The sequence below is a fragment of the Pseudoalteromonas sp. S3178 genome (assembly GCF_005886985.1).
GTDB classification, from domain to species: domain Bacteria; phylum Pseudomonadota; class Gammaproteobacteria; order Enterobacterales; family Alteromonadaceae; genus Pseudoalteromonas; species Pseudoalteromonas carrageenovora.
In genome coordinates, this window is record NZ_PNCW01000008.1 from 25,415 (window position 1) to 48,776 (window position 23,362).

Sequence of the window (23,362 nt, forward strand, 5' to 3'; positions counted from 1 at the left end):
TGCCACCTTGTAAATAAGGTGGCATTTTTTTATGCTTCAATTAACTTTATTACCTCTTTTTTACTCAACAACATGATTAATACTGTATTAGTGCACAAAGCTCTTGCTTTATACGCTAAAACCCAAATAATAACGTATTAACCACAGGGTAGAATGAGGAAAATGAGTTACATACTAACCACCCAATGTGCCGATGATGTAGGCTTAATAGCCAAAATTACAGGCCTGTGTCATGAACACAATTTAAATATTACACGTAATAACGAATTTGTAGATAAAGACGCTAAACGCTTTTTTATGCGTACAGAGCTAACTGGTGAGCCACAAAGCGACTTTTTAGATAAGCTACAAGCCTTATTGCCAGAAGGCGCACAGCTTGCACTACACAATGGCGCTAAAACAAAAGTCGTTTTACTCGCCACTAAAGAGGCGCACTGTTTGGGCACTGTGTTGCTTAAGCAATTTGAGCAAGCATTAAATATTGAAGTATTAGCAGTAATAGCTAACTATCCCGATTTAGAACCATTAGCTAAAGGCTTTGATGTACCTTTTCATGTTGTATCGCATGTTGGTTTAACCCGCGCAGAGCACGATATACAAGTAGGTGATTTAATTGCCTCTTACAACCCAGATATTATTGGCCTAGCTAAATACATGCGTATTTTAAGCCCTGAGTTTGTTGGCCGTTTTGAAAATAAAATCATTAATATTCATCATTCATTTTTGCCTGCATTTATTGGCGCAAAACCTTATCATCAAGCATTTGAGCGCGGCGTAAAAATTATTGGCGCTACGGCTCATTTTGTAAATAATGAGCTGGATGAAGGGCCTATTATTTTGCAAGACGTAACTAGCGTAACACACGCTAACACTGCCGAAATGATGGCTAAAATGGGTAAAGACGTAGAGAAAACGGTATTTAGTAAAGCCCTGCAACTTGCCTCTGAGCATAAGCTATTTATTAATGGTAATAAAACCGTGGTGTTTAGCTAAATATTAGTAATTATTAAAAAAGCCAGCTTAGCTGGCTTTTTAGTACTTAATCTGAGTTTGATTACTTCACGTATACACTAATTATTTAAGGCGTGTAATATGTGGGTGACTCTGGCCCGACTGGCATTCCCAATAAAAACACCCAAACATAAAACAAAATAACCCAGCCTACAAAAAACACCATACTGTACGGAAGCATAGTTGCGACTAAAGTGCCTATTCCCATATCTTTTTTATATTTAACTGCAACAGCCAATATGAGACCAAAATAACTCATCATCGGCGTTATTAAGTTAGTTACTGAATCACCTATACGATAAGCCGCTTGTATTGTCTCTGGTGCATAGCCAATTAACATTAGCATAGGCACAAATATTGGAGCGGTAATAGCCCACTGTGCTGAGGATGAGCCTAAGCTTAAATTAACCAAGGCACACATTAAAATAAACAATATAAATACTTCGGGGCCTGTTAGGTTGAGCGCTTGTAATAATGCGGCACCATTAATAGCTAAAATAGTACCTAAGTTAGTCCATTTGAAAAAGGCAACAAACTGCGCTGCAAAAAATACAAGTACAATATATAGCCCCATTGAGCTCATACTCTTATTCATGGCATTTATTACATCTTTATCGTTTTTCATGGTGCCAACAACACGGCCATATACAAAACCAGGGATACTGAATGTCACAAAAATAATAACCACAATCCCTTTTAAAAAGGGTGAACCCGCTACCTCTCCGGTATCTTGATTTCGTAAAATGCCATCATCTGGAATAATAGTCCAAGCAAGTAATAACGAAACAACCAATAAAGAAATGCCAGCCCATTTTAAACCTGACTTCTCTTGTTTAGTCAGTTTATCAATGCTGTTTTGCGATAAATCGATACTCGCGTCATCTGGGTTATACTTACCTAAGCGTGGCTCTACTATTTTTTCGGTTACAAAAGTTCCTAATATCGCAATTAGAAATACCGATATCATCATGAAGTACCAGTTAGCCTCAGCGCCCACAACATAGGTTGGATCAATCATTTGCGCAGCGGGTGTTGTAATGCCCGCTAATAATGGATCTATGGTGCCTAATAATAGGTTTGCGCTATATCCACCTGAAACACCCGCAAACGCAGCAGCCAAACCGGCTAAAGGATGACGCCCTAAACTATGAAAGATCATAGCTGCGAGGGGGATCAGTACAACATACCCTAGCTCAGCTGCCGTGTTTGACATAATAGCGGCAAATACCACCATAAATGTCACTAAACGTTTAGATGCGCCCATTACCATGCCTCGCATAGCGGCAGACAATAAGCCTGAATGCTCAGCAACACTCACACCGAGTAATGCAACAAGCACAGTACCAAGCGGCGCAAAGCCGGTGAAGTTGGTAACAAGCCCAGTCATGATCCGCTGTAACCCCTCAGCGCTCAATAAGCTAACCACCTCAATAACACCATCCGGATCACGCCCTGTCGCACCTTCTGGTCGTGGATCAATTGCGCTAAGTCCATACCAATCAGCAATACCACTAAATACAACAATTGCGACTGCAAATATTGCAAATAAAGTAATCGGATGTGGCAGCATGTTGCCTAAAAATTCAACAGTGGCTAAAAATCGATTAAATAGCCCATTGTTGTTTGGATCATTACTTGGTGAGTGTGTGGAGTCTGTCATACCCTGCTCTTGAAGTTACAAAATTGCAGTAACCTAGCATTTTTTGTATGTGAGTTCATGTATAAAAGGTGAATAGCTTGTGAGAAGGTTTAAATAAAGAAGATTAAACAGAGCCTTTTTGCCAATTTTTAATTTACTATTTTAAAAATACAATTGGCAAAAAGGCTCTTTTTTATAATACAGTTTGTTATGCTTGCTCTATTGGCTCAAGCTGAAGCTTGGCAGCAATTAAAACGGCTTGTGTGCGGTTGTATACGCCAAGTTTTCTGAATATGGCTGTAATGTGTGCTTTTACTGTCGCTTCGGATATGTGTAGTTCGTAGGCTATTTGTTTATTAAGCAAGCCCTCGTGTAAATATTGAAGCACTCGGTATTGCTGTGGTGTAAGTGAAGCAACTTGCGCTGCAATTTCTCTATCTTCACCTTCAATTTCAGCTACTTTATTTTTAAGCTCTTTTGGTAGCCATGTATCGCCTTCAAGTATTTGGTTTATTGCGCTGGCAATATCATCAGATGATGACGATTTAGGAATAAACCCCATAGCGCCATAGCCCATTACTTTTGAGACTATATTAACGTCTTCACTACCTGAAACTACTGCAATGGGTAAGCTCGGATAATCTTCTCTAATACGAATAAGACCATATAAATCACCATTACCTGGCATGTGAAGGTCTAGCAGTAATATATCAAGATCCTCTTGCTCGCTTAACACTTGCAGTGTGCTGTCAAAATCTGACGATTCAAAAACCTCTAAACCTTCAAACTTTGCGCTCAATGCGCCCTTTAGTGCTTCGCGAAATAACGGATGATCATCCGCTATTAAAAACTGACTCATGGTTCACTCCTAATAAATTCGGCCGCCAACCAGGTATAAAATCCTAACTGACAGCCGATATACTACGTTTAGAATCAACTTGTAATCAAGTTTTTAACGCGCATTTAACGATTTAATCTGTTCTCGATTAGTTCATCCACTACAGATGGATCAGCAAGCGTTGACGTGTCACCTAACTGTTGATGCTCATTTGCTGCGATTTTACGTAAAATTCGGCGCATAATCTTACCTGAACGTGTTTTAGGTAAACCTGGCGACCACTGAATCATATCTGGCGATGCAATAGGGCTAAGCTCTTTACGAACCCAGTTTCGTACTTCTTTAGTTAGCTCATCACTAACGGTTACACCTTCATTAGGCGTAATGTATACGTAAATACCTTGGCCTTTAATATCATGTGGGTAACCAACAACAGCGGCTTCTGCTACGGCTTCGTGAGCAACTAGCGCGCTTTCTATCTCAGCAGTGCCTAATCGATGTCCCGAAACATTAAGTACGTCGTCTACTCGACCTGTGATCCAGTAATAACCATCTTCATCGCGGCGACAACCATCACCTGTAAAATAAACACCTGGGTATGCACTAAAGTAGGTTTGCTCAAAACGTTCATGATCGCCATAAACAGTTCGCGCTTGTGAAGGCCAGCTATCTAATATAACTAAATTACCGTCAACAGCACCTTCTAGTGTATTGCCTTCTGCATCAAATAAGGCCGGAGCGATACCAAAAAATGGATGTGTAGCAGAACCCGGTTTAGTATCAGTCGCACCAGGTAATGGCGTGATCATAATGCCACCCGTTTCTGTTTGCCACCACGTATCTACAATTGGACAATTCGATTTACCAATTTGCTCGTAATACCATGTCCACGCTTCTGGGTTTATTGGCTCACCAACCGATCCTAAAATACGTAAGCTATCACGATGTGAAGACTCAATCGGCTCATCGCCTTTAGCCATTAAGGCACGAATGGCTGTTGGAGCGGTATATAAAATAGTAACGTTGTGTTTATCAACTACTTCGCCCATACGACCAGCTGTTGGGTATGTTGGTACGCCTTCAAATAATACTTGGGTACACCCATTCACTAATGGACCATATGCAATGTAGCTGTGCCCTGTGATCCAGCCAACGTCGGCACTACACCAGTAAACATCATCCTCTTGTAAGTCAAATACATACTCATGAGTCATTGATGAATAAACTAAATAGCCGCCAGTGGTATGTACAACGCCTTTAGGCTGACCCGTAGAACCTGATGTATACAATATAAATAAAGGATCTTCAGCGTTCATAGGCTCTGGTTCGCACTGCGCTGGTAAATCAGCGACTAAATCGTGCCACCAAATATCATGGTCATTCCAATCAACTTCACCGCCCGTTAATTGATGCACAATAACGTGCTCAATTGTGGTTACTGAGTCTTGCGATACCGCTTCATCAACATTAGCTTTTAGCGGCACGCAATTCCCCGCGCGTCGGCCTTCATCTGAGGTGATCACTACTTTAGCGCCCGAATCTTTAATACGGTCAGCTATAGCCGATGGTGAAAAGCCACCAAATACAACAGAATGAATTGCACCAATTCGTGCACACGCTTGCATTGCATAAACAGCCTGAGGAGTCATAGGCATATAAATAGCAACACGATCGCCTTTTTGTACACCTAGCTTTTTAAGGCCATTAGCAAATTTAGCCACTTCATCGTGTAATTGTTGGTAAGTAATATTTTCGCTTTCATTGGGGTTATCCCCTTCCCAAATAAGCGCAACTTTGTCTGCTTTAGTTTTTAAGTGGCGGTCAATACAGTTGTAAGACGCATTTAAATAGCCATCTTCATACCATTTAATGCTTATGTGGCCTTTATCAAAAGAGGTGTTTTTAACTTTAGTATAAGGAGTAGACCAATCGAGGCGTTTGCCATGCTCACCCCAAAAACCTTCAGGGTCATCAATAGATTGCTTATAAAGCGTATTATATTTATTTTTATCAACAAGAGTCGCATCTTTAATATGCGCCGGAACTGGATAGATACTTTGTGACATCTTCGTCTCCATTAAAATTGCTTGCCTTAGGCTCTTATCAAGGATTACTCAGCAGTGCTTTATTAAGTATTAGACCTTAGTTGTACTCTACTTCAATTTGCTCATTTGTAGTTTATAATCCACCTGCTTTCAATTATTTTACATAACCAATACAAGATGTTAAATGTAAGTAAATGCAAACTAATCAACTCTAAAACCTTAGTCTTATAGACCAATAGGTAATTGAGTAAATATTGCGCATATTCAAAAGTGTTTGTGTACTTTAATAAAGATATTTGCGGTATCACCTGCTAAAGCTTTATTTAACGAATGAAAACAATATGTGTATTGAAAAGCAAAATGAACACCCTTTTTTATTCGTAAGTAATACTCGTAGCAAGTAATACAACCTTACATGAAAAAAAAAGCAACAAACAACAAGTAGCCTATAAAGGACACCACAATGAAATTTACCCCATTAAAAACATTGGCAGCAAGCGCTGTGCTATGTGCACTATCAAGTACTGCTTATGCAGCAACAGCTGCAAAAATTGGTGATACCGAATTCACTTACGGTGGATACATTAAATTAGACACTATGTGGAGCGATTACTCTGCAGGCGCCCCTTCGGGCTCTAGTGTTGGTCGTGATTTTTATGTGCCAAGCACGCTACCTGTTGGTGAAGATGACGATTCTGATGCTGTATTTGACATGCACGCACGCGAATCGCGCTTTAACTTTGGTACTTCAACGTTAATGGATAACGGTAAAACAGTAAAAACCAAAATTGAGTTAGACTTTTTAGCATCAGCACCTGGTGGCAATGAGCGTGTATCAAATTCATATGCACCGCGTATTCGTCATGCTTTTGTAACTTATGATGGTTGGTTATTTGGTCAAACATGGTCAAACTTTCAAAATGTAGGCGCTTTGGCCGAAACACTTGATTTTGTAGGCCCTGCTGAGGGCACTGTATTTGTTCGTCAAACTCAAATTAAATATACAACTGGCGCTTGGTCTTTTTCATTAGAAAACCCAGAAAGCACAATTACCACACAAGGTGGCGCACGTGTAGAAACAGACGACGCATCACTTCCTGACTTCACCGCCCGCTATACCCACAAAGCAGATTGGGGTAACTTTGTAGTGGCTGCACTAGCACGCCAACTTACATATAAAGTAGGCGATGTAGATGCTGACGAAACATCATTTGGTATTAGCGCATCAGGTCGAGTAAACCTTGGTGAAGATTACCTTAAGTTTATGCTTACACAAGGTAAAGGTTTAGGCCGTTACGTAGGCTTAAATGTTGCCCATGGCGCAGTGCTTAACGGCGATGAACTTGATGCAATCGATTCAACGTCTGGTTTTGTTGCTTATCAGCACAAATGGACAAGCCAGTGGCGCTCTACGTTCTTATACTCATTCTTCAGTGCCGATAACAACACTGATTTATTAGCTATCTCTGGCGATCCGGTGGAATCTAGCCAAAGCTTTAGTGCCAATATTTTATACTCGCCAGTTAAACGTTTAACGTTTGGTGCTGAGTTTAAGCATGCTGAGCGTGAAACAGAAAGCGGTGTAGATGGCGATTTAGAGCGTTTGCAATTCTCTGTTAAATACTCTTTTTAATAAGTAAAAACAGCTTACTTCCTTAAGCGGCCTTGGCCGCTTTTTTTATATCTACTATAAGCTATATCTCATTATAAAATATGCTAATAACCTATGTTATTTAGTGAGTTCTTAATCAAATTCAACTCAGTAATAAATTCTATATTTCTATTCAGCCAAACCTAAAGTTAATAACTTTTAAATAGCTATAAAAATAGATACCTCAGTAATTTAAACTAAAAATATGAATTCGCGTGCCTTTTTTAATAATCATTTAATACCATTTTTGATAAGTATAAACCTACTAATGTATGTATATCATCCTCAATTGAGCCGCTAAAATTCAATAAAACAGAATAATTATAGATAAAACACATTAATGCAATTGCAAATCGATATCATTTAGATTAGATTGTGCACTTCTTTTGAACTAATTGGAAAAACTCATGTCGTCCCCACAAATTTTGCGTCTATCTAAACTAAGCTTTGCTACTTCTTTAATTTTATCTGGTTATGCATTTGCTGATGAGGCAAATACAAAAGATGACTCACTAGAAAAAATAGCTGTATACGGCCAGCATCATAAAAACTACATAACTGAAGATGCGCAATCTGCTACAAAATTAGGCTTATCAATTAAAGAAACGCCGCAAAGTATTTCTGTTGTTTCTCGTGCGTTAATGGACGACTTTTCATTAGACGATATCAATTCAGTGCTTGAGAGCACACCAGGTGTAACGGTAGAACAAATAGAAACAGACCGTACTTACTTTAAAGCCCGTGGTTTTGAAATAACAAACTTTCAAGTAGATGGCTTAGGTATTCCACAAAGCTCAGGTTCAATTCAAGGCACGTTAGATACTTCTATCTATGATCGCGTAGAAATTGTACGTGGTGCAAACGGCTTAATGACTGGTGCTGGTAACCCATCAGCTACTGTAAACATGGTACTTAAAAAACCAACGTATATTACACAAGCTCACGCTTCTGCATCTTATGGCTCATGGAATAACAAACGCTTAGAGCTCGATGTTTCAACTCCAATTAACGAAGATCATGCCATTCGTGCCGTATTTACAAAGCAAAAAGCTGAGTCATACCTAGATCGTTACGAAACAGACAAAACGATTGGTTATTTAGCCTACGAAGGCAAGCTAACTGACGACACCCTATTAAGCATTAACTACGTTAATCAGCAAAAAGATGCCGATAGCCCGCTTTGGGGTGCATTACCACTTTACTATACTGATGGTTCAGCCACAGATTATGATTCATCTACCAGCACAGCATCTGATTGGTCTTATTGGGATAACAGCGCTGAGCAAGTATATGTAACGCTTGAGCAAAACTTATCTGCTACTTGGGTAGCAATAGCCCGCTATGCACACATTGAAAACGAGCAAGACTCGGAGCTTTTTTACGTTTATGGCACGCCTGAAAAAGAAACAGAACTTGGTTTAACAGGTTACGCAAGTCGTTACGATTATGAAGATAAACACGACCTGTTTGATTTATATGCCAGTGGTAAATTTGATTTATTCGGTCAAGAGCATGATTTATCGTTTGGTGTAAGCCAAGCAAAAATGGATTACAACGAGCAGTCTCTTTACGATTACACCACAGGGAATGGCTTTCCTGAAATGCCATCACTCGATACGTGGGATGGCGTAATGCCTGAGGCAACACTTGCCGATGGTTTGAACGGTAGTGATATAGAAAATAAACAGCAATCAGCCTATATATCAACACGTATTAAACTTAGCACTCCTTTAAGTATACTTGCAGGTGTTCGATACACCGACTGGGAAACAAAAGGGACTGCTTATGGCGTTGAGCAAACACGTAGCGATAATGAGCTTATACCTTACGTAGGCGCAGTGTATGACTTTACCGAAACACTATCTGCCTATGCAAGCTACACAGAAACGTTTGTTCCTCAAAAAGAGCTTGATATAAACGCAGAGCAATTAGCACCAGTTACAGGTAAAAGCAGCGAAATTGGTGTTAAAGCCCAGCTTTTAGATGATCAAATTTTTGTTACATTTGCTTACTTTGATGCAAAACAAGAAAATTTAGCGGTCGCATTACCAGATTCACTTCCAGGTGATACTCGTTACTACGGCGCAGACGGTATTAACAGCGACGGTTTTGAAGTTGAGTTAAGTGGTAAAATTACAGACGATTTAAGTGCGAGTATTAGCTTTAGCAACTTAAATATTGATGGTGACGATTTAGTTAAAGATTACACACCTGAAAACCAATTAAAACTAGCAGCTACTTATCAAGTACCATTTGTTGAAGGTTTAACATTTGGTGCAAACTACCGCTGGCAGGATTCTGTAAGCCGTGTACAAGTAGAAGATGCTTCAGGCACAGCGCTTGTAACGACTAAACAAGATGCTTACGGCATTCTTGATTTAATGGCTAACTACAAAATTACAGAAAACGTTGGTGTTACTTTTAACGTAAATAATACCACCGATGAAAAGTACTTACACAGTTTATACTGGGCACAAGGTTACTACGGTGCACCGCGTAACTATGCGCTATCGGTAAACTGGCAACTATAAAATTTTTTAAAAGCTTTAAATCGCTTAATTTAAAAACGACACATTATTTGTGTCGTTTTTATTTTTAAGGAGGCAGTTTTACAGCTAATTAAATTCCAATCTATCTTATTAGCTATCGAGTGCTAAAACATCATCACTTCCTTGCTGTTTAATTACTTTATATTACGAGTAATTAAATAATCAGCATTAAGCTGGCAACTTAAAATAATTAATATCAATTTACTTATATAAGGTCTTACTAGCGTTAAAAAATTACGCTAAATCTAGGCAGTCTTTTTATCTGGTTGTTCTAAATAAAAACTTTTAACCACCTTATGGTGTAACTTAATTCGTTTGGCTTCACAAAGACTTATGCAGGTTAGTAATAAGTATTGCTGCTATTTTATATTACACGCCCCCACAAACAAAAAAACGCTAACCATTGCTGGTTAGCGTTTTTTATAAAGCTCGGGTCAAATCAAGCTTAAAGAACGTTTTAAACCTTAAAGGTCTGCGTCATCGCCTAACTTATCTTCACCGTCTTCTGGTTCAATAGTCGCTTTTAGCAATAACATGTCGCGTAGTTTGCCTTCAATCTCATCTGCAATTTCTACGTTTTCTTTCAAAAACTTAATTGAGTTTGATTTACCTTGGCCTACTTTATTACCATTGTAACTGTACCAAGCACCTGCTTTTTCAACAATTTTGTGCTTAACACCTAAATCAATTAGCTCGCCTTGCTTAGAAATACCTTCACCATACATGATGATAAATTCGGCTTGCTTAAACGGAGGTGCTACTTTGTTTTTAACAATTTTAACGCGCGTTTCGTTACCAACAACTTCATCGCCTTCTTTTACAGAACCAATTCGACGAATATCAATACGAACTGATGCGTAAAACTTAAGAGCGTTACCACCGGTTGTTGTTTCTGGGTTACCAAACATTACACCAATTTTCATACGAATTTGGTTAATGAAAATACATAACGTATTAGAACGTTTAATATTACCCGTAAGCTTACGTAATGCTTGCGACATTAAACGTGCTTGTAAGCCCATGTGCGAGTCGCCCATGTCGCCTTCAATTTCAGCTTTTGGTGTAAGTGCAGCAACAGAATCGACAATAACAACATCTACCGCACTTGAGCGTACTAACATGTCACAAATTTCTAGCGCTTGTTCACCCGTATCTGGCTGAGACACTAAAAGCTCATCAATGTTAACACCTAGTTTTTGTGCGTATACTGGATCTAGAGCGTGCTCGGCATCAACAAAGGCACAAGTTTTACCTTCTTTTTGAGCTTGTGCGATAACTTGTAAAGTAAGTGTTGTTTTACCTGAAGATTCAGGACCATATACTTCAACAATACGACCCATAGGTAAACCGCCTATGCCTAAAGCAATGTCGATCCCTAATGAACCTGTAGATACTGCATCAATGTTTAGGGCTTTATTGTCGCCCAGTTTCATGATTGATCCTTTACCAAATTGACGCTCTATTTGTGATAGTGCAGCGTCCAACGCTTTTTGTTTGTTATCGTTCATTTTGTTCTCCAAATCCAGCTAATGCGAACAAGTATACTGTATGAAACCACAGTATCAAGCGAAATTTATAAATTTATCTTCTCTATAGTTTTTTTCAATGCAAATTCAATAGCTTGCATTCTAACTTGCGCTCTATCACCACTAAATATTTGCTTAAAAGTGAATTGCTTACCAGCAATTTGTATGCAAAACCACACAAAGCCTACTGGCTTGTCGGGAGTCGCCCCACCTGGTCCTGCAATACCTGAAATAGCAATCGCAACATCGGCATTAGCAACGTTTATTGCACCAAATGCCATTTCCTTCACTGTTTGCTCACTCACAGCTCCAAATTGCTCCAACGTACTCGTCGCTACATTAATCAATTCGTGCTTTGCCTCATTACTGTATGTAACAAACGCACGCCCTAAATAACGTGAGCTACCAGGGGTATCTGTTAGGGCATAACTCACTCCACCACCAGTGCATGATTCAGCAGTAGTGATCCATAAGCATTTATCCGTTAAAATAGCGCCTAATTGCGCAGCAAGTGTTTTAATCTCTTGATGTAATTCCATATTCAGCCTTTGGGTAAATACATGTCGTTTGATCTTTATGCACCACACACTATAAAACAACAAACCCCTATGATGCAGCAGTATCTAAAAATAAAATCAGAGCATCGCGATATTTTATTGTTTTATCGTATGGGAGATTTTTACGAACTCTTTTTTGATGACGCTAAACGCGCAGCTCAACTTCTTGATATATCGCAAACGCACCGCGGTAAAGCGGGCGGCGATCCTATTCCTATGGCCGGGGTACCTTATCATGCCGTAGAAAACTACTTAGCTCGCTTAGTACAAATGGGCGAATCAGTTGCTATTTGTGAACAAGTTGGGGATCCCGCAACGAGTAAAGGCCCTGTAGAACGTAAAGTAGTACGTATTGTAACACCGGGCACTATTTCAGATGAAGCGCTGCTGCAAGAGCGACAAGACAATCTATTGACCAGTGTTTGGCAAAATAAAAAAGGCCAATATGGAATCGCTTACCTTGATATAAATTCTGGTCGTTTTAACATTGTAGAAGTAAATACTGACGAAGCTTTTAGCTCAACGTTACAACGGTTATCGCCAGCAGAATTACTGTATAGCGAAAGCTTTGTAAATACACATTTAATTGAACATATTAAAGGCGCTCGTCGTCGCCCTGAGTGGGAGTTTGATTTAGACACAGCGCAGCACTTATTGTGCGATCAATTTGGTACCAAAGATTTAGTTGGATTTGGTGTAGAAAAAGCTCACTCAGCGCTCGTAGCCGCCGGCTGTTTAATGCAATACGTAAAAGATACACAGCGTATTGCCTTGCCTCATATTCGCGCCATTACACTTGAGCACAACGAACACGCTGTTATATTAGATGCCGCAACCCGAAAAAATTTAGAACTAACGGTTAACCTGTCGGGCGGATTTGAAAACACCTTAGCACAAGTACTCGATAAAACGGCCACAGCGATGGGCTCACGCTTATTAAAACGCCGAATTCATACCCCTGTTCGTAATAAAGATGAGCTTAATTCTCGTTTAAATGCCATTAGTGCAATTTTAGACGTACAACTTTGCGGCGAATTACACGAGTCACTAAAAGATATCGGAGATATAGAGCGTGTGATAGCGCGTTTAGCGTTATGCACTGCACGCCCAAGAGATTTAACTCGTCTGCGCAGTGCACTACAAGCACTTGCACCTCTGCATAATTTATTAAGTGATGCGAGTGACCCGCGCATAGCAAGTATTATCAAACACTCGCCTGAACTACCAGAGCTACAAGCATTGCTAGAGCGTGCTGTTATTGATAATCCGCCAGTACTTATTCGTGATGGTGGCGTAATTGCGCCTGGTTATAATAGTGAATTAGATGAGTGGCGTAACCTAAGTAAAGGTGCCACAGATGTACTTGAGCAGCTTGAACAACGCGAGCGTGAACGTACGGGCATTAGTACATTAAAAATTGGCTACAACCGCGTACACGGCTTTTTTATAGAAGTGAGTCGCGCCAATTCACATTTAGTGCCTGCTGATTACATTCGTCGCCAGACGCTTAAAAATAATGAACGCTATATTATTCCAGAGCTTAAAGAGCATGAAGACAAAGTGCTTGGCAGCCAATCAAAAGCTCTCGCGCTTGAAAAACAACTATACGAAGAGTTATTTGAATTTATAGCCCCTCACATTGAACAGCTGCAAATAATGGCTGCAGCGCTTGCTGACTTAGATGTATTAAATAACTTAGCAGAGCGTGCCTTTGCACTTAATTATGCTAAACCAGAGTTATGCGACAACGACAACATTAGCATTAAACAAGGCCGTCACCCAGTTGTTGAACAGGTAATGAAAGAACCCTTCATTGCAAATCCTGTAGAGCTTAATAGCCAGCGCAAAATGTTGATTATTACAGGTCCAAATATGGGTGGTAAATCAACCTATATGCGTCAAACAGCGCTTATTGTATTAATGGCGCACATTGGCTGTTATGTCCCTGCCGATAGCGCGAAAATAGGTAATATAGACCGCATATTTACGCGTATTGGTGCAAGTGATGATTTAGCCTCTGGCCGCTCAACCTTCATGGTTGAAATGACCGAAACCGCCACTATTTTAAATAATGCTACAGCGCAGTCTTTGGTGTTAATGGATGAAATTGGGCGAGGTACAAGTACCTACGACGGGCTTTCGCTTGCGTATGCTACAGCCGATCATTTAGTATCAAAAATTTCGGCAAAAACACTGTTTGCAACACACTATTTTGAACTAACAGAACTTGCAGAGCAAACTCAAGGTCTTGTAAACGTTCACCTTGATGCAATAGAGCATAACGACACTATTGCATTTATGCATACCGTGCTTGATGGCGCAGCAAGTAAAAGCTTTGGTCTGCAAGTAGCCGCACTTGCAGGTGTGCCTAAGGCAGTAATTACACAAGCTAAACAAAAACTTAAGTTATTGGAAAATCATCAAAGCGTTACTGCCCCTAATACTGAGCAACAGGCATTTTCATTTAATAACGAAGCGGTTATTGAACCTTCACAAGTCGAAGAACAATTAAGCGCAATTGACCCAGATAACTTATCGCCTCGTCAAGCGCACGAACTGCTTTATAAATTAAAAGCACTGCTTTGAGGTTAATTAGTCCAAGCCTTATCCCGTCCTAAAAAGTGTTTATACATTTAGGACGGAACGACAGGCATAAGAAGTGTTTACACATTTAGGACGGAACAACAGGCATAAAAAAAGCTGAAGAGTTAACCCTTCAGCTTTTTACACACATAATTTATTACTTAGTTTGCAAAATTAAAGTTACGAAAACTGATTAAATAAGCTTTCTGTACTTAAACCTTCTTGTTGCAAAATATCTTTTAAACGGCGTAAAGCTTCAACCTGAATCTGTCTTACACGTTCTCGTGTTAGTCCAATTTCACGCCCTACATCTTCAAGTGTTGATGGCTCGTAGCCTAGTAAACCAAATCGGCGTGCTAGTACTTCACGTTGCTTAGGGTTTAACTCACCTAACCAATCTACAATATGTTTATTAATATCGTTAGTTTGAACTTCACCTTCAGGGCCTGCGCTTTTTTCGTCTGCAATAATATCAAGTAAAGCACTGTCGTTTTCACCGCCGATAGGCATGTCCACAGAGGCAATTTTTTCATTTAAACGTAGCATTTTAGTTACGTCTTCAACAGGTCTATCAAGGCTTGCAGCAATTTCTTCAGCAGTTGGCTCATGGTCAAGCTTTTGCGTTAACTCACGTGCTGTACGCAAGTAAACATTTAATTCTTTAACTACGTGGATAGGTAAGCGAATAGTTCGGGTTTGGTTCATAATGGCACGTTCAATAGTTTGACGTATCCACCATGTTGCATAAGTTGAGAATCTAAAGCCACGTTCTGGGTCGAACTTTTCAACGGCGCGGATTAAACCTAAATTACCTTCTTCAATTAAATCTAGTAATGCCAAACCACGGTTATTGTAACGGCGAGCAATTTTAACAACTAAACGTAAGTTACTTTCAATCATACGTTTGCGTGAGGCTTCACAACCTCGAAGTGATTTACGTGCAAAGAAAACCTCTTCTTCTGCACTAAGTAAAGGAGAGAAACCTATCTCACCTAAATAAAGCTGAGTTGCATCAAGATTTTTTGTAACTTCTTCTTTAGCAAAAATCTCATCTTCTTCTACTTTTTCAAGTAGTGAGTTGTTTTCTTCTACGGCGGTGTCATCGAACTTTTCGTCAGTCGTGGTGTTTTTTGCTGCGCTAGCCATAAGCCTTCTCCCGAGCAATTATCAATACCTAAAAATTAGGGAAGGTATTTAGCAGGATTGACAGCTTGCCCTCGGTAGCGAATTTCAAAACGAAGTGCGGTGACCGAAGATTCTGAATTTCCAATTTCTGCTATTTTTTGTCCTGCCTTAACTTTCTGCTTTTCTTTAACAAGTAATTTCGAGTTATGTGCATAAGCACTTAGGTAATCATCATTATGTTTCAATATGATTAAATTACCGTAACCTCGAAGAGCGTTACCCGCGTACACCACCGTTCCTTGTGCCGCGGCTAAGACTGAAGCCCCTTTATGATTAGTAATCTGTAAACCTTTATAACCGTTTTCCTTATTAGAAAAGCGTTTGGTAACTTTGCCCTTTGCTGGCCAAAACCACTTAACTTTACTGCTCGACAAACGTTTAGTTTTACTAATTGTGTTACTGGCTTGTTTCTGAACATACTCTCGTTGTTTTGGAGGATCAAGCTCTTTCTTTAATTTTATGTTATTTTTTTGTACATTTTTTATAGACTTTTTACTCGAATTCGTATATTTTTCATCCCTTTTTATTTTTTCTGTTGGAGCAACCAACGATATACTCTGGCCTGGGAAGATAATATAAGGTGATGGAATTGAATTGTTTTTTGCCAGCTTTCGAAAATCCTGCCCCGCGCTAAATGCAATAGAATAGAGTGTGTCCCCTTTTTGTACTTTGTAACGATTACCATTAATGTTAATAGTATGACCTAAATCATTAACATTATTATTTAGGCTACTTACAGGGGCAGGAACATGTCTTGAAGAACAGCCAAAAAGAAAAACACTAATGAATATAGCAACATACAGTAAAAACTGTTTATTCATCGTGTTTTTCTCCTTACTTATAAAATGGGGGTTTTTAATACTTATCGTAGTAAAAAGTATGCAACTACTATCAATACAACTAAAGCCCAGCCAAGTACTTCAATATATTGACGTAATTTTTGTTCCATTTTAACTCCGCCCCATTTCATTAAAGCAGAAACTAAAAAAAAGCGAGCCCCACGTCCAATTGCAGATGCGAGTAAAAATGGTAAAAAAGCCATTTGCATTACACCAGCCCCAATCGTAAATACTTTATAAGGAATAGGTGAAAAGCCAGCTAAAAAAACAACCCATACACCGTACTCTTTAAACCAGGTAAGTGCGGTATCAAATTTATCTTGCCAATGCATTTGGGCAATAAGTGGTTCTACTACAGGTTCGAATAACCAAAAGCCTAGTAAATACCCTATAACGCCCCCAAAAACCGATGCAACTGTTGCAAAGCTTGCAAAGCGCCATGCTTTACTTGGCTGTGCAAGCGACATAGGTGCAAGCATTACATCGGGCGGGACAGGAAAGAAAACAGACTCTGCAAAACTCATAGCTGCTAAGTAACGCTCTGCATGGCGGTGTTTAGCCCATACTAGGGCCATATCGTATAACTTGGTAAACAACTTCAAAATGAATTCCTATTCAATATCGCCAGGTATGAGCGGTACAAACCTTACGGGGGCAATAACATGCTCTGTGTAGTTATCGCCATTGCGAATAACCATGGTTAACTTTTGCTCTTGCTCTCCTATAGGGGCGAGTAACACGCCACCATCAGATAGCTGAGCGAGTAAATCTTGTGGAACTTTAGACGCGGCTGCGGTAACAATTATGCCATCAAAAGGGGCTTGTGACTGCCAACCTTGCCAGCCATCGCCATGTTTCATTGCTACATTGTATAAATCGAGTTGATGCAAACGGCGTTTAGCTTGCCATTGAAGCGCTTTAATGCGTTCAACCGAATATACTTTAGTAAACGATTTAGCCAGTACAGCGGTTTGATAACCAGAGCCTGTGCCAATCTCAAGTACTTTATCGCGCACACCTGCAAGGCGAAGTAACTCTGTCATACGGGCGACAATATAAGGCTGCGAAATTGTTTGTCCTTGTCCAATAGGCAGCGCCGTGTTTTCGTAAGCTTTGTGTTTTAGTACATCATCTATAAATACATGGCGCGGTATATCTGCAATAGCACTAAGGACTTGTGTATCCTCTACCCCTTCACGCTTTAAAAGCTCAGCAAGCGCTTTGGCGCTTCGTGAGTAATTAGCTAGCACTATTTATCTCCAAATCAGCTAACCAGTCTCCTACTGCTTTTAAGCTATCTTTTGCAGTCATATCAACACTTAGAGGCGTTACAGATGCAAAGCCATTATTTATTGCATAAAAATCAGTACCTTCACCTGCATCGCTTTCGGTACCTAATGATCCATACCAAAAAATATCACGACCCCACGGGTCGGTTTGCTTGGTCATGGTTTCGGCTTTATGGCGCGCACCTAAACGCGTTACTTGTACACCTTTTAATTCATTTAACGGAATATCGGGCACATTAATATTTATAATTTGATCTTTAGGAAGCGGATGCGATGCCAAAGCTTTTATTATATTTACGGTTACTGCGGCTGCCGTTTCAAAATACTCACCTTTATGCGAGCAAAGCGATACAGCAATAGCAGGCAAGCCTAAATGGCGACCCTCTGTAGCAGCTGCAACGGTACCAGAATAAAGCGTATCATCGCCTAAATTAGCACCATGGTTAATACCCGCAACAACTAAATCGGGTTTTTCATCAACAAGTTGGTTAACACCTAAGTGCACACAGTCAGTGGGTGTGCCATTAACTGATATAAAGCCATTTTCAAGCGTCGTGGCACGTAAAGGGTTCATTAATGTTAATGAATTACTTGCTCCACTGCAGTTTCTATCAGGGGCAACCAGCGTTACCTCTGCTATTTGCACGAGCGCTTGATATAAAACTGCAATGCCTTTGGCATTTACACCATCGTCATTACTTAGAAGTATCTTCATTATTGCTGTCCTTTTCTTTTCGCTCGCGAGGGCTAGCATCTGTATAATCCACCAGCTCACGTAATAATGCGGTTGCAAAACACCCTTTAGGTAAACCAAAACTTAGTTTTAACGTGGTTTCATCAAGTGTTTCAACAGATAAATCTTGTGGTATAAGCCTTAGCATTCTGCGTTCATTTTTAAGGCCAAGATCACCTAAGCCATCGCACCATGTTTGGTATGGTTTAAGCCATATTTTTTCTTGACCGGTTAAGCCTTTTTCGCTTTTACCTACCATAGGTGCCGACATCATAATATCGCCAGAAGCTAAGCGAGCTATGTTTTCATCACTTATTGCATCCTCAAAAAACGCATTACTGCCGTTTAGCATAAATACTTCGCGGTGCATGGTTTTGGCTAAGCCATGTTCGTTTACACGCAAGCTTACTATTTGGTTAAATACGTGCGAGCGCGCTGCAGAAATGATAATACCGCGTAGCTTTTTATCGCGAATACGTTCACCTGCAAACATCTTTTCGGCCATTACTAAGTTATGGCCGCCATGCCCAAAGCGCTGCTCACCAAAATAGTTTGGCACACCTGAGCGCACCGCATTTATACGGCACAATATATCAAGCGGCTGTGTGACATTACGAAGCGTAATAGTAAATTTATTACCCTTATGACAACCCGTTCGTAGTTTTCGCTCATGGCGCTGCTGCGATACTACAAAAATGCTCTCGCTGTTAAGCTCACTAAAGTCAATATGCTTTTTAATAGGTACTTTTACGCTAAACCATTGGCTACATACACCGTGGCGATCTTTCATGCCCGCGTAACTCACATCACGAGGGGATACACCTGCTTTTTGAGCGATAATTTTAGCAACATATTGTGTGTTTTCGCCTTTTTTAACAACTTGCAAGCACACATGCTCACCACTGCCAGTAAACTCAATACCTAAATCTTCATCCACCATAAAATCTTCAGCAGTGGTTTTAAAGTCCGCTTTAGAAAGTGGTGCACCGTATAAATAATTTAAGTCGCTCATGCGTTTGTTGTACTCGTAAGCGCTTTACTCATAATAACAACTGCATGACTAGAAATACCTTCTTTACGCCCTTCAAAGCCCAGTTTTTCGGTTGTGGTGGCTTTAACATTTATCTGGCTAAGATCGCAGTTTAAATCGCTGGCTAAATTAGCGCGCATAGCTTGAATGTGTGGCAGCATTTTTGGTGCTTGCGCCACAACGGTTACATCACCATTGCCAAGTATATAGCCTTGCTCTTTAGCAAGGCCTACAACGTGGCGAAGTAAAATACGGCTGTCGATATTTTCATACTCGCTGGCTGTATCAGGAAAGTGCTTGCCAATATCGCCCATAGCGAGCGCACCTAAAATAGCATCGCATAAAGCATGAATAGCTACATCACCATCTGAGTGTGCTAAAAAGCCTTGTGGGTAATCAATTTTTTCACCACAAATTGTTAACGGGCCTACGCCGCCAAATTTATGTACGTCAAAACCATGGCCAATTCGAATCATACTGCACTCTCGTTTTGTTGTTTGTTTAATAAAAACCCCGCCAAATCTAAATCTTCTGGCGTGGTTATTTTAATATTGTCGCTACGCCCAGTAATCAATTTAACCGGCTTATTTGCCCACTCTATGGCGCTTGCTTCGTCGGTAATTGTTACCCCATTTACCAGAGCATTTTGTAAAGCGCTTTTAAGCTCATCATACTTAAAAAGCTGCGGAGTAAGCGCTTGCCATAAATCGTCCCGGGGTACAGTTTGCTCGCTATAAGTATGCCCGCGCTTTATGGTGTCTTTTACTTTACTGGCTAAAATACCGCCTTCATTTGCTTTTATACATTCATTAATAAGCGTATTTATATCGTCAATATTTACAAGTGGCCGCGCGGCATCATGCACTAGCACCCACTGTGGTGGGTTGGCTTCTAAAAAAAGTAAACTATTAAGCACAGAGTCGGCACGCTCTTTACCACCACTTGCACGTATTACGCGTGAATCTATTTGCGGGAGTTCATCAAAGTAAGGGTCAGTGTCGCTAATCGCCACAACAATACGGCTTAATTGAGGGAGTTGAGATAGTTTAGCTAAGGTGTGCTCTAAAATGGTTTTACCAGCTAACTTTATATATTGCTTAGGCGCATTGTGCTGCATTCTGCTGCCAACGCCTGCTGCCGGTACAATAGCAGTAATTGTATTTTTAGTTGTCATGTTGTTTACCCGGTAAAACACGAATAAATGTTTCGTCCGGCTTGATCATTCCTAATTCGTTACGTGCACGCTCTTCAATACCTTCTTGGCCAAGTTTTAAATCTTCTATATCGGCGGTAAGTACTTTATTACGTTTAATTAATTTTTCGTTTGTTTGCTGATGCGATGCTACCGCCGACTTTAATCGTGTGTAGTCTTGTACGCCGTTATGGCCAAACCATAATCTATATTGCACAAACAGTGCTAAGCACAATAAGCCAATCTGAAAAAAACGCATTAACACTCCTTATTTTGTTTAATTACTCGCAGTTTAAGCAAGTGGGCGTTTAATATTACGCCAATTAATATTCCCTACCAGTAGCATTTCTCTAAGCGATAAAACACGCGGAATACTGCGCTTTGAAAACTGCCATTGGTGGCCACAACATGCTGCTGTTAAACTTATTTTACTCGGTTTAATTAATTGCGCATTTTGTTCTTCAAGGCTCTCGCCTAAAAAGCTAAACCAGCCTAGCTCATTACAATGTAATTTATTGTCTTGAAGCTCATCAATACTGTCTATTCTAAAACGAACTTGGTCGTAGCAATGCAATAATACAGGTACTACAAGCCCCACTTTGGCATACGATTTATAAAAAAGTTCATTTGCTTCAGTGTTCACTTCAGGCGGTGTAGGCTTTTGTTTTTCAAGCCACGAGCCATTTTGCGAATCAAGCTCAAAAGGCGTTTTGCTATTGGCAACCAAAGTAGCCGCTCGTTCAATGTAATAAGGTAAACTTTTTAATTGCCTACGAAGTTTATCTGCGTCGGGCTCGGCGACTAAACGCTGAACCTCTCGCTGATAAAACGCATTACACAACTGAGCGTATAGCACTTTTTGTGCATCAGTTTGCCAAATTTCAACTTGCTGCTGAGCACCAAGTGACTGATTTTTCGCGACCAATAGCTGTACTCAAAAACAAATAGGTAGTTGTTTTATAGCACAGTACCGAATACTTTTTAAGCGCCCTAATAATTTAAGCGCTTGGCTTTTCACCTAATTTTGCATTACCGGACTCTAAAAACTGCACAACCGTATTACGCTTTTTACCTAATAACAAACTGCCATCAGCTAAAAACATAAAGTTTTGCCAATTGCGTTTAAATATATCAAAGGTTGTTTCAATAATATTATTTCGCGCCATACAAAAATAAACGGTGGTATTAGCTTGCCAATCTAGGTGTTCTAAAATGGCCTGTGGTAAATGCTCGTCTGAATTTTCCCACGCGTCTTCCCAGTTTACTTCTTCGCTAAAGCTCTCTTCTTTACCACACCAATCTGTTTTATCAAAAAAATCTGGGTGGTCATGTTCGCGGCTAACCATCGTTGCCCAAAGCACCGCGGCACGCTCTTCACTCATTGGTTTTATACGCGCTGCGTCCTCGTCTGAAACGGGAATATCTTTATGGCGAAAAACCCACGCCTTTTTGTAATCATCTAACAGAATATAATTCATAGTATTTGGTATATTGTTTGGCATAATAAAAAGCAAATGTAATTATACAAGAGATCAAAACATGACTACAGCAATAAAACCACTTTCCCTCAAACCAGGCATATACCAACACTACAAAGGTCCACAATACAAAGTTATTCACGTTGCCACCCATAGCGAAACCGAGGAGCAACTTGTTATTTATCAAGCCTTGTATGGTGAGTTTGGCATTTGGGCGCGCCCACTAAGTATGTTTTTAGAAACCGTCGAAAAAGGCGGCGAAACCATACCTCGTTTTGCTTACCTTGGACCTATAGATTAACTATGGCATTATAACTAAATAACTTACTGCTCAGACCAGACAAGGGTGCACCGTGCAATTTAACTCTACCGACAATTACATCGCAAGCAGCTCGCTAAAACAGGCTGTAAATGCCGCCATTATGCTCGAAAAACCATTATTAATTAAAGGTGAACCCGGCACGGGTAAAACCATGCTAGCTGAAGAACTTGCAAAAAGTTTAGATACCGAGCTTATTCAATGGCACATTAAATCGACCACCAAAGCGCAGCAAGGTTTGTACGAATACGATGCCGTATCGCGCCTACGCGACAGCCAATTAGGTGACGAACGCGTACATAATATTGGCAATTACATTGTTAAAGGTAAATTGTGGCAAGCGTTTAACTATGCCGAGATTAACGGTAAACGCCCTGTACTTTTAATTGATGAAATAGATAAAGCCGACATTGAGTTCCCAAACGATTTACTGCTTGAGCTTGATAAAATGGAGTTTCATGTTTACGAAACCAACGAGCGCATTGTAGCCAAAGAGCGCCCTATTGTGATCATCACTTCAAACAATGAAAAAGAATTGCCCGATGCCTTTTTACGCCGCTGCTTTTTTCACTATATTGATTTTCCGAGCAGTGACGAAATGCAGCAAATTATTGACGTACACTACCCCAATGTTAAGCAAGATTTAGTACGCCAAGCGCTAGAGGTGTTTTTTAACTTACGTGAAGCCAATGGCCTTAAAAAGAAGCCCTCCACCAGCGAATTACTCGATTGGTTGAAGCTTTTAATGGCAGAAGACATAGACGCAAAAACACTGCACGACAAAGCGCAAAAAGGCGGATTAATGCCAATGTTTGGCGCTTTACTTAAAAACGAGCAAGACATAAGCCTAATCGAAAAACTCGCGTTTATGAGCCGCTAGGGCCTGTTGACCTTTCAG

22 protein-coding genes are annotated in these 23,362 nt (G+C 40.1%); 6 read left to right on the top strand and 16 right to left on the bottom strand.

What is annotated here, in order from left to right:
• Positions 1-162 precede the first annotated feature (162 nt).
• Positions 163-993: a formyltetrahydrofolate deformylase gene (purU, locus tag CWC11_RS01930; RefSeq protein WP_138681369.1), complete on the top strand. Its 831-nt coding sequence runs from the start codon at positions 163-165 to the stop codon at positions 991-993.
• Between the two features lie 85 nt (positions 994-1,078).
• Here the strand turns inward: purU and CWC11_RS01935 are convergent, their stop codons facing one another.
• The 3 genes from CWC11_RS01935 to acs all read right to left on the bottom strand — a co-directional run bounded on the left by CWC11_RS01935 (position 1,079) and on the right by acs (position 5,554).
• A complete protein-coding gene (locus CWC11_RS01935) occupies positions 1,079-2,671 on the bottom strand; it encodes an AbgT family transporter (RefSeq protein ID WP_138681370.1) in 1,593 nt (530 codons plus the stop codon).
• 187 nt (positions 2,672-2,858) lie between these two features.
• Complete coding sequence (locus CWC11_RS01940; RefSeq protein ID WP_138681371.1) at positions 2,859-3,509, bottom strand: response regulator transcription factor; 651 nt, start codon at positions 3,507-3,509, stop codon at positions 2,859-2,861.
• Positions 3,510-3,613: 104 nt separating this feature from the next.
• Positions 3,614-5,554, bottom strand: coding sequence for an acetate--CoA ligase (gene acs, locus CWC11_RS01945; RefSeq protein ID WP_138681372.1), 1,941 nt, complete (start codon positions 5,552-5,554; stop codon positions 3,614-3,616).
• A 442-nt stretch (positions 5,555-5,996) separates the two neighbouring features.
• Here acs and CWC11_RS01950 point away from each other — a divergent pair, with 442 nt between their 5' ends.
• Together CWC11_RS01950 and CWC11_RS01955 are read left to right on the top strand one after the other, a co-directional pair.
• Positions 5,997-7,166: a DcaP family trimeric outer membrane transporter gene (locus tag CWC11_RS01950; RefSeq protein ID WP_138681373.1), complete on the top strand. Its 1,170-nt coding sequence runs from the start codon at positions 5,997-5,999 to the stop codon at positions 7,164-7,166.
• Positions 7,167-7,591: 425 nt separating this feature from the next.
• Positions 7,592-9,715, top strand: a complete 2,124-nt coding sequence (locus CWC11_RS01955) for a TonB-dependent siderophore receptor (protein ID WP_138681374.1) — start codon at positions 7,592-7,594, stop codon at positions 9,713-9,715.
• Positions 9,716-10,197: 482 nt separating this feature from the next.
• On the opposite strand, the gene recA is transcribed toward CWC11_RS01955, so the two are convergent.
• Both recA and CWC11_RS01965 read right to left on the bottom strand, forming a co-directional pair.
• Positions 10,198-11,241 carry a recombinase RecA gene (recA, locus tag CWC11_RS01960; protein ID WP_058547221.1) on the bottom strand — a complete coding sequence of 348 codons (1,044 nt, stop codon included), beginning with the start codon at positions 11,239-11,241 and terminating at the stop codon, positions 10,198-10,200.
• 65 nt (positions 11,242-11,306) lie between these two features.
• Positions 11,307-11,798 carry a CinA family protein gene (locus CWC11_RS01965; RefSeq protein ID WP_138681375.1) on the bottom strand — a complete coding sequence of 164 codons (492 nt, stop codon included), beginning with the start codon at positions 11,796-11,798 and terminating at the stop codon, positions 11,307-11,309.
• A 21-nt stretch (positions 11,799-11,819) separates the two neighbouring features.
• Between CWC11_RS01965 and mutS the strand changes: the two genes are divergently transcribed.
• Positions 11,820-14,402, top strand: coding sequence for a DNA mismatch repair protein MutS (gene mutS, locus CWC11_RS01970; protein WP_138681376.1), 2,583 nt, complete (start codon positions 11,820-11,822; stop codon positions 14,400-14,402).
• A gap of 177 nt (positions 14,403-14,579) precedes the next feature.
• On the opposite strand, the gene rpoS is transcribed toward mutS, so the two are convergent.
• The 11 genes from rpoS to CWC11_RS02025 form a co-directional block, all read right to left on the bottom strand.
• Entirely contained in the window at positions 14,580-15,545 is a 966-nt protein-coding gene (rpoS, locus tag CWC11_RS01975) for an RNA polymerase sigma factor RpoS (protein ID WP_058547218.1), read from the bottom strand.
• Between the two features lie 35 nt (positions 15,546-15,580).
• Complete coding sequence (locus CWC11_RS01980; RefSeq protein WP_138681377.1) at positions 15,581-16,405, bottom strand: peptidoglycan DD-metalloendopeptidase family protein; 825 nt, start codon at positions 16,403-16,405, stop codon at positions 15,581-15,583.
• Between the two features lie 41 nt (positions 16,406-16,446).
• Positions 16,447-17,025 carry a YqaA family protein gene (locus CWC11_RS01985; protein ID WP_104642152.1) on the bottom strand — a complete coding sequence of 193 codons (579 nt, stop codon included), beginning with the start codon at positions 17,023-17,025 and terminating at the stop codon, positions 16,447-16,449.
• Between the two features lie 9 nt (positions 17,026-17,034).
• Positions 17,035-17,673, bottom strand: a complete 639-nt coding sequence (locus CWC11_RS01990; RefSeq protein ID WP_058547215.1) for a protein-L-isoaspartate(D-aspartate) O-methyltransferase — start codon at positions 17,671-17,673, stop codon at positions 17,035-17,037.
• The gene (surE, locus tag CWC11_RS01995; RefSeq protein WP_138681378.1) at positions 17,663-18,427 is read right to left on the bottom strand and encodes a 5'/3'-nucleotidase SurE; all 765 of its coding nucleotides are present in this window, start codon (positions 18,425-18,427) and stop codon (positions 17,663-17,665) included. The genes CWC11_RS01990 and surE overlap by 11 nt, the downstream gene beginning before the upstream one ends.
• Entirely contained in the window at positions 18,408-19,457 is a 1,050-nt protein-coding gene (truD, locus tag CWC11_RS02000) for a tRNA pseudouridine(13) synthase TruD (protein ID WP_138681379.1), read from the bottom strand. Before truD ends, surE begins: the two co-directional genes overlap by 20 nt.
• Positions 19,454-19,951 (bottom strand): 2-C-methyl-D-erythritol 2,4-cyclodiphosphate synthase, encoded by a 498-nt coding sequence (ispF, locus tag CWC11_RS02005; protein ID WP_138681380.1) that lies wholly within the window; start codon positions 19,949-19,951, stop codon positions 19,454-19,456. Before ispF ends, truD begins: the two co-directional genes overlap by 4 nt.
• Complete coding sequence (ispD, locus tag CWC11_RS02010) at positions 19,948-20,649, bottom strand: 2-C-methyl-D-erythritol 4-phosphate cytidylyltransferase (RefSeq protein ID WP_138681381.1); 702 nt, start codon at positions 20,647-20,649, stop codon at positions 19,948-19,950. Before ispD ends, ispF begins: the two co-directional genes overlap by 4 nt.
• Positions 20,639-20,926, bottom strand: coding sequence for a cell division protein FtsB (gene ftsB / locus CWC11_RS02015; RefSeq protein WP_058547210.1), 288 nt, complete (start codon positions 20,924-20,926; stop codon positions 20,639-20,641). The genes ispD and ftsB overlap by 11 nt, the downstream gene beginning before the upstream one ends.
• Positions 20,927-20,959: 33 nt before the next feature.
• Positions 20,960-21,592: a hypothetical protein gene (locus CWC11_RS02020; protein ID WP_138681382.1), complete on the bottom strand. Its 633-nt coding sequence runs from the start codon at positions 21,590-21,592 to the stop codon at positions 20,960-20,962.
• Between the two features lie 73 nt (positions 21,593-21,665).
• A complete protein-coding gene (locus CWC11_RS02025; RefSeq protein ID WP_138681383.1) occupies positions 21,666-22,145 on the bottom strand; it encodes a DUF2947 domain-containing protein in 480 nt (159 codons plus the stop codon).
• Between the two features lie 61 nt (positions 22,146-22,206).
• On the opposite strand from CWC11_RS02025, the gene CWC11_RS02030 reads away from it, so the two are divergent.
• Positions 22,207-22,446, top strand: coding sequence for a DUF1653 domain-containing protein (locus CWC11_RS02030; protein ID WP_138681384.1), 240 nt, complete (start codon positions 22,207-22,209; stop codon positions 22,444-22,446).
• Positions 22,447-22,498: 52 nt separating this feature from the next.
• Entirely contained in the window at positions 22,499-23,344 is an 846-nt protein-coding gene (locus CWC11_RS02035) for an AAA family ATPase (protein WP_138681385.1), read from the top strand.
• Positions 23,345-23,362 lie beyond the last annotated feature (18 nt).